Source organism: Mycolicibacterium peregrinum (assembly GCF_001665625.1).
Lineage (GTDB): Bacteria > Actinomycetota > Actinomycetes > Mycobacteriales > Mycobacteriaceae > Mycobacterium > Mycobacterium peregrinum_B.
Map to the genome: position 1 here is coordinate 12,806 of NZ_LZSY01000088.1, position 12,476 is coordinate 25,281.

The window sequence follows — 12,476 nt, forward strand, 5'->3', positions numbered from 1 at the left end:
GCCGTTTTCTACTACGGGGTTGTTGATCGGCGGCGCGTACAACCCCCATGTGGAAAACGGCGCAATCGGTAGGCCTAGTCGGGGAAGTCCAGCGGGACTCGCAGCGTCGTCATCGTGGCGGCCAAACCGTCGTATTGGGCTGCCAGCAAGCAGAATTCGATGAGCTGCTGCTTGGTCATCAGCTTCGACAGGGCGGCCCACGTCTCGGAGGAGACCGACCGGGTGACGACGAACTCATCGGTCGCAGTGACCAACACCCGCTGTCGATCGGTCAAGCCTTCAGCGTCAGGCCCCTCGAAGATGCGGGCCTGAGTCTCGGCGTCGACACCGCGGCTGCGGGCCAGCCGGCGATGCTGCTGCAGCTCGTATTCGCAATCCCGCAGATGCCCGACCCGCAGGATGACCAGCTCGGCATCCTGACGTGACAACTTGCCCAGCGGGCCGAGTAGCAGGCCCGAATACGGCAGCCAGGCCAGGAACAGCAGCTTGTGCTGGCCAAGCACGTTCATCAGGGTGAACCTCGGTGCCCGGATAGCCCTGGCGCCCAGTTTGGCGATGGCCCAGTTGACCGGGCCCAGCTCGCGGAATCCGCCCGGCGCGATGCGGGCCGGCTCGAGTGCACTCACCCCGCCGAGTCTGGCACAGGTGGCGCGGCTCAGAAGGTCCAGGCGCCGGTGGGTTCGATGACGAACCCACGATTCGTATAGCCGTCGATGCAGGCGATGCGCTGTTTCGGTCCGACAGCGCAAATCTTGTCGCCGAGCCCCGGGTTGTTTCGGCTCCAGTCAAGGACGATCTTCTGCCCGACATCCAGAAGTGGATAGGCGCTGGGTTCGCAGCCGTCATCGATTCGTTCGATTGTGAAACCCCGGTCGTAATTCACCGCTCCCACCCGCAGCTGTGAGACATCGGAGCAGGTGCGGTCATCGGGTTTGTAGAAGTCCGACGAGAACCTGCCCGAGCATCCGATATCGCCGAGAGAGATCTGGCAGCTCAATCCGGTCGGCGTACTGAACCGGTAGACCGGGCCTCCGCGCAGCGGGATATAGAACCTCTCCGGATCGGCGGAAGAGAAATCCTGCAGGTTCGGGACAACGTGCGGTGGTGGCGCGGGACGCGCTGTACCGGAGACCGGTTGGGTGCAGGCCGTCAGGCCGGCCGCGGCAAATGCGACCAACCCAAGCGCAAGAGGCCATTTGCTCGCCGGTGCGATGAGTTTCAGGAATGTCCATCGCCGGTCGGCGACGGCGCTCAGCCGCCAGCGGGCCCCGGTCATTCCCAGATCTTATGGGCTGCTCGCGGGCCCCTGGAGCGCCAGTTCGCTACGGCTCACGCACCAAATACGGTGACACCGTCGAGCGGTGCTCGTTGAGGTCAAGGGCCTTGCCGAGCGCCGGGAAGGCGCGCTGCGGGCAGTTGTCACGTTCGCACACCCGGCAACCCGATCCGATGGGCGTGGCGACCTCGCCCGAGAGGTCCAGCCCTTCGGAGTACACCAGCCGATGGGCATGGCGCAGTTCGCATCCCAACCCGATCGCGAAGGTCTTGCCGGGCTGCCCGTAGCGCGAGGCGCGGCGCTCCACGGTGCGGGCCACCCACAAGTAGTTGCGGCCGTCGGGCATCTGCGCGATCTGCACCTGGATCTTTCCCGGGTTGGTGAAGGTTTCGTACACATTCCACAGCGGGCAGGTGCCGCCCGAGGAGGAGAAGTGAAAGCCGGTGGCGGACTGTCGTTTTGACATGTTCCCGGCGCGGTCTACCCGGACGAACGAGAACGGCACGCCGCGCATCGACGGACGCTGCAGCGTGGAGAGCCGGTGCGCGATGGTCTCGTAGCTCACCGAATAGAACGCCGACAGCCGCTCCACGTCGTACCGGAAATTCTCGGCCACATCGTGGAATTGGCGGTAGGGGAGAACGGTCGCCGCGGCGAAGTAGTTGGCCAGGCCGAGCCGGGCCAGGGTGCGGGATTCGTCGCTGGTGAACATGCCCTCGTCGACCATCTTGTCGATGAGTTGGCCGAACTCGAGGAAGGCCAGTTCGGCCGCCATCTTGAACACCTGCTGGCCGCGGGAGAGATGATTGCCCATCTCCAGCGTCTTGGTGGCCGGATCATAACGGTGCAGCACGGTGTCGCCCAGATCGATGCGCCGCACGATCCGGACCCCGTGCTCGGTGGTCAGCCGGTTGGCCAGCTCGCCGGCCAGATCACCGCGGTGCATCCGGATCTTGGCGGTCAGATCCTCGGCGGCGGTATCGAGCTCGTGCAGATAGTTCTGCCGTTGGTAGAAGTAGTCGCGCACTTCTTCGTGTGGCATGGTGATCGACCCGCTGCCGCTGCCGTCCGAGTAGCGGTCTTCGGTGGCGGCGGCCAACTGGGTGGTGGTGAGCCGGTACCGACGGTGCAGGTTCACCATGGCGCGGGCGAAGTTCGGATACGCCGCCACCATGTCGGCGACTTCGGCGACATCCATGCCGGCGCCGAGATCGCGGTCCATCGCCACCTCGCGCATTTCCGCGACCAATCGGGTGTCGTCGTGGGAGGCGAAGAACGTCGCGTCCACCCCGAAAACCTCGGTGATGCGGAGCAGCACCGCCACGGTGAGCGGCCGGACGTCGTGCTCGATCTGGTTGAGGTAGCTGGGGGAGATCTCCAGCATCTGAGCCAGGGCCGCCTGGCTGAATCCACGCTCGCTCCGCAGTTGACGCACCCGCGACCCAACGAACGTTTTTGCCACGGTGAACTAGGCTACCGCCGGATTAACACAGTTGCGAAGACGTCATTGGCTCCCTTGGCAGTTCAGGCTCTACTGGCAGTATCGGGCTGCCTGGCATGATCGGCTCAGGCGACAGCAACTGGGAGATGACCATGACGGGAACCGCGCAAACTTCGACCACCGGGCTCAACAAGGTGATGATGCCGGTGCCCGATCCCCATCCCGACGTCTTCGACCGGGAATGGCCGCTGCGGGTCGGCGATATCGATCGGGTCGGACGTTTGCGGTTCGACGCCGCCGCCCGGCACATCCAGGACATCGGCTCCGACCATCTCCGCGAACTCGGCTTCGAGGAGACCCATCCGTTGTGGATCGTGCGGCGCACGATGATCGACCTGATCAAGCCGATCGAGTTCCAGGACATGCTGCGGATGCGGCGGTGGTGTTCCGGAACGTCGAACCGGTGGTGCGAGATGCGGGTGCGGATCGACGGCCGCAAGGGCGGCCTCATGGAATCCGAGGCGTTCTGGATCAACATCAACCGGGAGACGCAGGGGCCGGCCCGCATCTCCGACGACTTCCTGTCCGGCCTGCGCCGCACCACCGACGAGGCGCGGCTGCGTTGGAAGTCCTACCTGAAGGCCGGCAGTCGTGAGGATGCGGCCGAAATTCGCGAGTATCCGGTGCGGGTGTCCGACATCGACCTGTTCGATCACATGAACAACTCGGTCTACTGGACGGTGATCGAGGACTACCTGTACTCCCATCCCGAGCTGCTGGAGAAGCCGCTGCGGGTGACCATCGAGCACGACGCCGCAGTGGCGCTCGGCGAGAAACTCGAGATCCTTTCGCACGTTCACCCCGCCGGATCGACCGACAAATTCGGCGAAGAGCTCTCCGACCGCACTGTTAGAACGCTCACATATGCCGTCGGCGACGAGACAAAAGCGATCGCTTCACTGTTCTCGCTCTGACCCCTCCCGGTTTAACAGTACGAGCGTACTGACCTGCGCCTTTGGGCTACCCGTCGGTAGCTTCTGAACCGGTACAGCCATCATATTTCTTCGCAATCTTCGCAAGTTAACTAAGCGCTTTGGCGAAAGTTGGCAACTGAAACGGGTGGACCTGCGGATATGGGTTATGACATCTTCGGATTAGCACACCAGTGAAGCTGCTGCGGCGTTAGCAAGGAACCGCGGTGGTCGAACCAAACCGAAGGAGCAGTCCTATGTCGACCGTGGGCACCCCCAAGTCACCGGAGCAGATCCAGCACGACTGGGATCACAACCCCCGCTGGAAGGGCATCACCCGTACCTACACCCCGGCCGACGTGGTTGCCCTGCAGGGGACCGTCGTCGAGGAGAACACCCTCGCCCGCCGCGGCGCCGAGGTGCTGTGGGAGCAGCTCCACGACATGGACTTCGTCAACGCGCTCGGCGCGCTGACCGGTAACCAGGCCGTGCAGCAGGTCCGCGCCGGCCTGAAGGCCATCTACCTGTCCGGGTGGCAGGTCGCCGGTGACGCCAACCTGTCCGGCCACACCTACCCCGACCAGAGCCTCTACCCGGCCAACTCGGTGCCGCAGGTCGTCCGCCGCATCAACAACGCTCTGATGCGTGCCGACCAGATCGCCAAGGTCGAGGGCGACACCTCGGTCGAGAACTGGCTCGCCCCGATCGTCGCCGACGGTGAGGCCGGCTTCGGTGGTGCGCTCAACGTCTACGAGCTCCAGAAGGCCATGATCGCCGCCGGTGTCGCCGGTTCGCACTGGGAAGACCAGCTGGCCTCCGAGAAGAAGTGCGGCCACCTCGGTGGCAAGGTGCTGATCCCCACCCAGCAGCACATCCGCACCTTGACCTCGGCCCGCCTGGCTGCCGACGTCGCCGACGTGCCCACCCTGGTCATCGCGCGCACCGACGCCGAGGCCGCCACCCTGATCACCTCCGATGTGGACGAGCGCGACCGCCCGTTCATCACCGGTGAGCGCACCAACGAGGGCTTCTACCGGGTGCAGAACGGCCTGGAGCCGTGCATCGCCCGCGCAAAGGCCTACGCGCCGTACGCGGACCTGATCTGGATGGAGACCGGCACCCCGGACCTGGAGCTGGCCAAGAAGTTCGCCGAGGGCGTCAAGAGCGAGTTCCCGGACCAGATGCTGTCCTACAACTGCTCGCCGTCCTTCAACTGGAAGCAGCACCTGGACGACGACACCATCGCCAAGTTCCAGCGCGAGCTGGGCGCGATGGGCTTCAAGTTCCAGTTCATCACGCTGGCCGGCTTCCACGCCCTCAACTACTCGATGTTCGATCTGGCCCACGGCTACGCCCGCGAGCAGATGAAGGCCTACGTCGAGCTGCAGGAGCGCGAGTTCGCCGCCGAGGAGCGCGGTTACACCGCCACCAAGCACCAGCGTGAGGTTGGCGCCGGCTACTTCGACCGCATCGCCACCACGGTTGACCCGAACAGCTCGACCACCGCGCTGGCCGGTTCCACCGAAGAGGGTCAGTTCCACTGAGCTTGCGAAAGTGGAACCGAACAGCCGGAGCCACTGAGCTTGCGAAAGTGGAACCGAACAACCGGAGCCACTGAGCTTGCGAAGTGGAACCGACGAGCCTGAGGCACTAAACCCAGTGGCTTGACAGCAGCAGGCCCCGCTCAGAATTCTTGGGCGGGGCCTGTCGCATGTCTGCGTATTGAGAAAGTGAAGTCGTGAGCAATCAAATTGAACGTATAGGTGTGATCGGTGCCGGCCAGATGGGTGGCGGGATCGCCGAGGTGTCCGCGCGCGCGGGCGTGGACGTGCTGGTGTTCGACACCGCCGACGCCTTCGTGACCGCCGGACGCAACCGGATCACCAAGTCCCTCGAGCGCGGAGTCAGTGCGGGCAAGATCACCGAGGGGGAGAAGGACGCCGCGCTGGGCAAGCTGAAGTTCACCACCACGCTCGCCGATCTGGCCGATCGTCAGCTGGTCATCGAGGCCGTGATCGAGGACGAGGCCGTCAAGACCAAGATCTTCGCCGACCTGGATCGCATCGTCACCGACCCCGATGCAGTGCTGGCCTCGAACACCTCCAGCATCCCGATCATGAAACTCGCAGCAGCTACCCAGAATCCTGCCAGGGTTCTCGGCCTGCACTTCTTCAACCCGGTTCCGGTGTTGCCGCTGGTCGAATTGATCACCGCCCTGACAACCGACGAGGCCGCCGCCGCGCGGGTCGAAGACTTCGCCAGCACGGTTCTCGGAAAACAGGTTGTCCGTTGTTCGGACCGGTCCGGTTTCGTCGTCAACGCGTTGCTGGTGCCGTACCTCCTGGCGGCGGTCCGGATGGTCGAGGGTGGCTTTGCCACAATTGACGATGTCGACAAGGCAGTGGTGGCCGGGTTGTCCCACCCGATGGGGCCGCTGCGCCTGTCCGATCTGGTCGGATTGGACACCCTCAAGCTCATCGCCGACAAGATGTTTGACGAGTTCAAAGAGCCTTTGTATGCCGCGCCGCCGCTGCTGTTGCGCATGGTGGAGGCGGGACAGCTGGGCAAAAAATCGGGCCAGGGCTTCTACGAGTACTGAGAAAGACCGCGCTGGCACTATGGCCGAGGCTTAGCTAGTCTACCCATGGTAGGGCCTGCTGGCTCGCTCTATAGAGTCTGCATGTAAAACAGTGTCGGCCCCTAAACCATTGGTCGTCAGCAGCAGAAACGCAAAGAGGTAATTTTTCGCATGTCTAACGTCGAGTCCGATCTTGCTCCGTACTACGAGGAGTCGCAGTCGATCTACGACATCTCGAATGAGTTCTATGCTCTCTTCCTCGGGCCGACCATGGGCTACACCTGCGGTTACTACGAGCGCGAGGACATGAACCTCGAGGAATCGCAGAACGCCAAGTTCGATCTCGCGCTGGGCAAGCTCGACCTCAAGCCGGGTATGACCCTGCTGGACATCGGCTGCGGCTGGGGCGGTTGCCTTGAGCGGGCGCTGATCAACCACGACGTCAACGTCATCGGGATCACGCTGAGCAAGGAACAGTCGGACTACGCCCGCAAGCGGCTGGCCAAGATCGACACCAACCGCAACGTCGAGATCCGGTTGCAGGGCTGGGAAGAGTTCAACGAGCCCGTCGACCGCATCGTCTCGATCGGCGCGTTCGAGGCCTTCAAGCAGGAGCGTTACCCGATCTTCTTCGAGCGGGCCTACAGCATCCTGCCGGACAACGGCGGCCGCATGCTGCTGCACACGATCCTGGCACACACCCAGCAGTTCTTCCGCGAGAACAACATCAAGCTGACGATCAGCGACCTGAAGTTCATGAAGTTCATCGGTGAGGAGATCTTCCCCGGTGGGCAGCTGCCTGCGGTCGAGGACATCGAGAAGCTCGCCGACGACTCGGGCTTCAAGCTGGAGCGCATCCACCTGCTGCGGCCGCACTACGCGCGCACGCTGGACATGTGGGCGGCCAACCTGGAGGCCAAGAAGGACGAGGCCATCGCCCTGCAGGGTCAGGAAGTGTACGACCGGTTCATGAAGTACCTGACCGGTTGCGCCGACTTCTTCCGTCGCGGCATCACCAACATCGGCCAGTTCACGCTGGTCAAGTAGTTTCGCTTTTCCTCTCACGCCGAAACTACGGTTCCTGATGGATTTCGCTTGGAATCCGTCACAACCCGTAGTTTCGGCGTGAGTGCTTTAGGGCGTTGTGCACCCGAGCGACGATCTCGGGCTGCCGGCACCGCAGTTGACGGGCGCTGACCCGCACGATCGTCCATCCGCGTGACGCCAGGAATTCCAGTCGGACGATGTCGTAGCAGGTGCGGGCGACGCATCTCGCCGACGAGGTGAAGCTCGTCGGCGGCGATGACGCCGGTGTGGATCAGGATCCAGGGCGGCGAGGGCTGGCGGATGCGGGCCAGTTCGGCCGGCGCATCGTCGGGGAGCCATTTGCTGCCCAGTACTGCCGCGGCGGAATACCCGGCAAGCGTGGCGTTGCGGCCCGACCACAGCCACGCGGCTATCGCATGGTCATGCGCGGTCAGCAGCAAACCTGTTGGCGCATAGACATTCTGGTGCGGCATCACATATTTGGACCGCAATGTCTGGCGGGTGGCGGACTCCGCCGCCATCGCCTCGCTGCCTACGATGATCTGCGCCACGGATATTGGACGTGGGGTGCACACAGCCGGGCCCGGCGAAAGAAACTCAGGCCTCAGCCAACCGCTTCTTCTCCGCCTCGACGTCGAAGTCGGCAGGCGGCCACGACATGTTGAGGCCCTTGAGTGCCTCGATGAGCAGTTCGGTGATGGCCAGCCGGCTGTACCACTTCTTGTCGCACGGCACGATGTGCCAGGGCGCATAGTCGGTGGAGGTCTTCTCCAGCATGGCCTGATAGGCCTCCTGGTATTTGGGCCACAGCAGCCGCTCGTCGATATCGGCCGGGTTGTACTTCCAGTACTTGTCGGGCCGCTCCAGTCGTTCGGCCAGCCGCGCTTTCTGCTCGGCGAGTGAGACGAACATGGCCACCTTCACCAGGGTGGTGCCGGCATCGACCAATTCGCGTTCGAAGGCGTTGATCTCGTCGTAGCGGGTGCCCCAGACGTCCGGCGGCACCAGGTTGTGCACGCGGACGATCAGCACGTCCTCGTAGTGCGAGCGGTCGAACACCCCGATGTGCCCGGCCGGCGGGAGAGCGTTACGGATCCGCCACAGGTAGTGGTGGGCGCGCTCCTCCTCGGTGGGCTTGCCGAAACTGGTATAGCGGATGCCCTGCGGATTTGCCGCTCCCACAACATGTTTGACGATCCCGCCCTTGCCTGCGGTGTCCATGCCCTGCAGGATCAGCAGCACCGAGCGGTTGTCGTCACCACTCTTGCTGCGGGCGTAGAGCATTTCCTGCAGCGAGGCGAAGCGCATGTTGCGTTCGGTCTGCAGGGTGGGCGCATCGCTCTTGTTCCCGCGGAATCCCGGCGTGCTGTTGGCGTCGATGCGGGCGACCTCGTCGCCGGGGCGGAAAGCCAGCTGGTCATGTGGTTCGTGGGTCCACAGGGCAGGCAGATCTCTGTCGCTCACCCGATCAGTCAAGCAGTTGTGGCGGCAAAACCGGTGATGGATGTGGCAGTGAGTTGAACTTCTCCAGCGAGCCGCCGACTTCGACGATGCCGCACAGCGCGTTCCACGACAGCATGGTCAGGTAGTCGATCAGTTCATCGGCGGTCATCCGCGGGTTCGACATCCAGGAGTGGGTGGCCAGCTGGACCCCGCCGACGGTGTGGAACGCCCACGCCTCGGCGCCACGGGTGTCCATGCCGACCGAGGCCATGCGGCGGCGCAGCATGACGGCGAGCATGCGCGCGATGATCTGCTCGGAATCGGCGACGGCCTTGCTCTTGCTGGCCGAGTTGTTCGCCATCACGAACGGATAGATCTCGGGCTCGGCGGCAACGGTTTCCACGTAGACCTTGATGATCTCGCGGGTCAGATCGAATCCGTCGAGATTCGAGGACAGGGCGGCAGCCATGTTGGGGATCAGGGTGGTCTGGGCGAACCGCATCATCACAGCGGTGGTGAGGTCGTTCTTGTCGACGAAGTAGCGGTACAGCACCGTCTTGGAAACGCCGATCTCAGCGGCGATCTCGTCCATGCTGACGTTGCTGCCCTGGCGCCGGATCGCTTCGAGGGTGCCGTCTACCAGCTCATTGCGCCGCTCCACCTTGTGTTGGTGCCAGCGCCGTTTGCGTCCATCGGTCTTCACCGTCACCGGCGGAGTCTGCTGTGCCACTGTCGCAGTAGTCCCATTCCCTAGTTCCACTTGATACTACGGCGAATCTGCGGTTACCGGCTTGAGGGTCAGGCCGTCAGTCGCGGCGATAGCGCAAGATGGAAAGGTGGCACATCGAACCGACGCCGGAGTCCGCGTGAATGCGGGCCCGCGGCAAAGTTTTGCCGAAACGCTGGCCGGTGCGGACAGCGCTGCCGACGCCGAACGCCTACGGGGTTTGCGGAGGATGAAGCTGGTAGCGCTGAGCTTCCTGGTCGGCGCCACGGTGATCTTCCTCCTGTGCACCTGGGCGCAGTCGCGGGGCGCGGCCGGCTGGGTCGGTTATCTGCGGGCCGCGGCCGAGGCGGGCATGGTCGGCGCGCTGGCCGACTGGTTCGCGGTGACCGCGCTGTTCAAGCATCCGTTGGGCCTGCCCATCCCGCACACGGCGATCATCAAGCGCAAGAAGGACCAGCTGGGCGAGGGTCTGGGCACGTTCGTGCGGGAGAACTTCATGTCTCCCGAGGTGATCGCCACCAAACTTCACGACGCCCAGGTCGCGGGCCGGCTGGGCAAGTGGCTGTCCGACCGTCCGCATGCCGAGCGGGTGGCCGCCGAGGCGTCGACCGTGCTGCGGGTCGGGGTCGAGATGCTGCGCGACGAGGACGTCCAGCACGTGCTGGACCGGATGATCGTCAAGCGCATCGCCGAGCCCAAATGGGGACCACCGATCGGCCGGGTGCTGTCCACGCTGCTGCAGGAGGGGCGCCAGGAAGCACTGATCCAGCTGTTGTGCGACCGGGCGTTCCAATGGTCGCTGAACTCCGGTGAGGTGATCGAGCGGGTGATCGAGCGGGATTCGCCCACGTGGTCGCCCCGCTGGGTGGACCACCTGGTCGGGGAGCGGATGCACCGGGAGCTCATGGACTTCACCGACAAGGTGCGGCGCAACCCCGACCACGAGCTGCGCCGCTCGGCGACCCGGTTCCTGTTCGAGTTCGCCGACGATCTGCAGAACGACGAGGCGACGATTCAGCGCGCCGAGAACGTCAAGGAACAGATCATGGGTCGCGACGAGGTGACGCGGGCGGCCGAGAGCGCGTGGGCGGCGGCCAAGCGGATCATCCTGGAGTCGGTGGACGACCCGTCCTCGGCGCTGCGCACCCGGATCGCCGACTCGGTGATGCGCATCGGGGAGTCGCTGCGTGACGACGCCGAGCTACGCGACAAGGTCGACAGCTGGATCATCCGAGGGGCGAAACACCTGGTCGCGGAGTATGGGACCGAGATCACAGCAATCATCACCGAGACCATCGAACGCTGGGACGCCGACGAGGCGAGCCGCCGGATCGAACTGCATGTGGGCCGTGACCTGCAATTTATCCGGATCAACGGCACGGTGGTGGGATCGCTGGCGGGCCTGATCATCTATTCGGTAGCCCAACTACTCTTCTGACCTGCGCTAACTAGTGCTTGCAAAAGTTAGCACCCCGTCGTAGCGTGAATTTTGTCGTTAACGGATACACGGCCTACGAGGGGAATGACATGGCGCAAGACGAAAATCTCGCCGCTGTCGTCTCCAACGCTGCGCAGGACATCGGAAGCTTCATCCGGGCCCAGCGCGAGGCGGCGCAGGTATCGGTTCGGCAGTTGGCCGAGAAGGCCGGCGTCAGCAATCCCTACCTGAGCCAGATCGAACGGGGATTGCGGAAACCCTCCGCCGACGTGCTCAACCAGATCGCGAAGGCACTTCGGGTGTCCGCGGAAGTCCTCTATGTGCGCGCCGGGATCTTGGAGCCCAGCGAGCCCAGCGAGGTCCGCGACGCCATCGTCAACGACGTGGGGATCACCGAGCGGCAGAAGCAGGTGCTGCTCGATATCTACACATCGTTCCGGCAGCAGAACGAAGCCGAAGCAGGTGAGGAGCAGACATCTGATCCGACTGACTGACACCTCACCAACTGACCGATAACCATTCGCACGAAAAGCCATCCTGAGAAAGGAATTCGCATGACCGAGAAGACTCAGCCCACCATCGAAGACCTCAAGGCCCCGCTGTTGGCCGCCGTCGGCGCTGCCGACCTGGCCCTGGCCACGGTCAACGAGATCGTCGCCAGCCTGCGTGAGCGTGCCGAAGGCGCGCGCACCGATGCCGAGGCCCGCGTCGAGGAGAGCCGTGCCCGCCTGAACAAGCTGCAGGAGGAGCTGCCGGCCCAGTTCGGTGAGCTGCGCGAGAAGCTGAACTCCGACGAGCTGCGCAAGGCCGCCGAGGGCTACGCCGATCAGGCCACCGCGACCTACAACAAGCTGGTCGAGCGTGGCGAGGCCGCGTTGGAGCGCCTGCGCAACCAGCCGGCCATCGAAGAGGCCGCCAGCCGGGTCGAGGGCTACACCGACCAGGTCTCCGAGCTGACCCAGGAGGCTCTGGGCACCGTGGCGACCCAGACCCGCGCGGTCGGCGAGCGCGCCGCCAAGCTGGTCGGCGTCGAGCTGCCGAAGAAGGCCGAAAAGGCCGAGGCCCCCGCTGCTGCGGCCCCCGCCAAGAAGGCCGCCCCGGCCAAGAAGGCCCCGGCTGCTCCGGCCAAGAAGGCTGCCACCCCGGCCGCCAAGAAGACCACGGCCACTCCGGCCAAGAAGGTCACCCAGAAGTAATACCGGTGTCGATCGGCGGGACATTGAGCCCCGTCGGTCGACGCTGACGATGAGGCCCGCATAGGCTGGTGAGGTGCAACTTGCCAACCTTGCGGGCCTCATTATTTCCGTACTCGGTTACGTGGTCGTTCTCGTGACCGTGTACGCCTTCGTGCATGCGGCGATGCAGCGTCCGGACGCCTACACGGCCACCGGCAAGCTCACCAAGCCGGTATGGCTGGCCATCCTGGGTGTGAGCGCGGTGCTGACGCTGCTGGTGGGTGGTGTGTTCATCCCCGTCATCGCGGCCTGCGCCACCGGTGTCTACCTCGTCGATGTGCGGCCCAAGCTGCTCGAAATCCAGGGAAAGTCGCGCTGAC

14 protein-coding genes are annotated in these 12,476 nt (G+C 64.2%); 8 read left to right on the forward strand and 6 right to left on the reverse strand.

Going from position 1 to position 12,476, the window contains the following annotated elements; genetic code table 11:
* Window positions 1-74 precede the first annotated feature (74 nt).
* From A5779_RS12365 to ramB, 3 genes are read right to left on the reverse strand one after another with little or no spacing between them, the layout of a single operon-like run.
* On the reverse strand, window positions 75-626 hold the full coding sequence (locus A5779_RS12365) for a carboxymuconolactone decarboxylase family protein (protein ID WP_064882221.1): 552 nt from the start codon (window positions 624-626) through the stop codon (window positions 75-77).
* Window positions 627-655: 29 nt separating this feature from the next.
* On the reverse strand, window positions 656-1,276 hold the full coding sequence (locus A5779_RS12370) for a hypothetical protein (protein ID WP_064882223.1): 621 nt from the start codon (window positions 1,274-1,276) through the stop codon (window positions 656-658).
* Window positions 1,277-1,322: 46 nt separating this feature from the next.
* A complete protein-coding gene (ramB, locus tag A5779_RS12375; protein ID WP_064882225.1) occupies window positions 1,323-2,738 on the reverse strand; it encodes an acetate metabolism transcriptional regulator RamB in 1,416 nt (471 codons plus the stop codon).
* Between the two features lie 131 nt (window positions 2,739-2,869).
* On the opposite strand from ramB, the gene A5779_RS12380 reads away from it, so the two are divergent.
* The 4 genes from A5779_RS12380 (at window position 2,870) to A5779_RS12395 (ending at window position 7,313) form a co-directional block, all read left to right on the forward strand.
* A complete protein-coding gene (locus A5779_RS12380) occupies window positions 2,870-3,691 on the forward strand; it encodes an acyl-[acyl-carrier-protein] thioesterase (protein WP_064882327.1) in 822 nt (273 codons plus the stop codon).
* 254 nt (window positions 3,692-3,945) lie between these two features.
* Window positions 3,946-5,232, forward strand: a complete 1,287-nt coding sequence (aceA, locus tag A5779_RS12385; protein ID WP_055110490.1) for an isocitrate lyase — start codon at window positions 3,946-3,948, stop codon at window positions 5,230-5,232.
* Window positions 5,233-5,426: 194 nt separating this feature from the next.
* The gene (locus A5779_RS12390; RefSeq protein WP_082941662.1) at window positions 5,427-6,287 is read left to right on the forward strand and encodes a 3-hydroxybutyryl-CoA dehydrogenase; all 861 of its coding nucleotides are present in this window, start codon (window positions 5,427-5,429) and stop codon (window positions 6,285-6,287) included.
* 150 nt (window positions 6,288-6,437) lie between these two features.
* Window positions 6,438-7,313 (forward strand): cyclopropane mycolic acid synthase family methyltransferase, encoded by an 876-nt coding sequence (locus A5779_RS12395; RefSeq protein WP_055110489.1) that lies wholly within the window; start codon window positions 6,438-6,440, stop codon window positions 7,311-7,313.
* A gap of 14 nt (window positions 7,314-7,327) precedes the next feature.
* Here the strand turns inward: A5779_RS12395 and A5779_RS12400 are convergent, their stop codons facing one another.
* The 3 genes from A5779_RS12400 to A5779_RS12410 are packed head-to-tail and all read right to left on the reverse strand — an operon-like array spanning window position 7,328 to window position 9,486.
* Window positions 7,328-7,864 carry a hypothetical protein gene (locus tag A5779_RS12400; protein WP_064882227.1) on the reverse strand — a complete coding sequence of 179 codons (537 nt, stop codon included), beginning with the start codon at window positions 7,862-7,864 and terminating at the stop codon, window positions 7,328-7,330.
* Window positions 7,865-7,910: 46 nt separating this feature from the next.
* Window positions 7,911-8,777, reverse strand: a complete 867-nt coding sequence (locus tag A5779_RS12405; protein WP_064882230.1) for a polyphosphate kinase 2 family protein — start codon at window positions 8,775-8,777, stop codon at window positions 7,911-7,913.
* A 4-nt stretch (window positions 8,778-8,781) separates the two neighbouring features.
* The gene (locus tag A5779_RS12410) at window positions 8,782-9,486 is read right to left on the reverse strand and encodes a TetR/AcrR family transcriptional regulator (protein ID WP_055110487.1); all 705 of its coding nucleotides are present in this window, start codon (window positions 9,484-9,486) and stop codon (window positions 8,782-8,784) included.
* 106 nt (window positions 9,487-9,592) lie between these two features.
* On the opposite strand from A5779_RS12410, the gene A5779_RS12415 reads away from it, so the two are divergent.
* The 4 genes from A5779_RS12415 (at window position 9,593) to A5779_RS12430 (ending at window position 12,475) form a co-directional block, all read left to right on the forward strand.
* Window positions 9,593-10,921, forward strand: coding sequence for a DUF445 domain-containing protein (locus A5779_RS12415; protein WP_064882232.1), 1,329 nt, complete (start codon window positions 9,593-9,595; stop codon window positions 10,919-10,921).
* A gap of 89 nt (window positions 10,922-11,010) precedes the next feature.
* Window positions 11,011-11,415, forward strand: a complete 405-nt coding sequence (locus A5779_RS12420; RefSeq protein ID WP_055110485.1) for a helix-turn-helix domain-containing protein — start codon at window positions 11,011-11,013, stop codon at window positions 11,413-11,415.
* 60 nt (window positions 11,416-11,475) lie between these two features.
* Entirely contained in the window at window positions 11,476-12,117 is a 642-nt protein-coding gene (locus A5779_RS12425) for a hypothetical protein (RefSeq protein WP_064882233.1), read from the forward strand.
* Window positions 12,118-12,190: 73 nt separating this feature from the next.
* Window positions 12,191-12,475, forward strand: coding sequence for a DUF2516 family protein (locus A5779_RS12430; protein ID WP_064882235.1), 285 nt, complete (start codon window positions 12,191-12,193; stop codon window positions 12,473-12,475).
* The last annotated feature ends 1 nt before the right edge of the window (window position 12,476 follow it).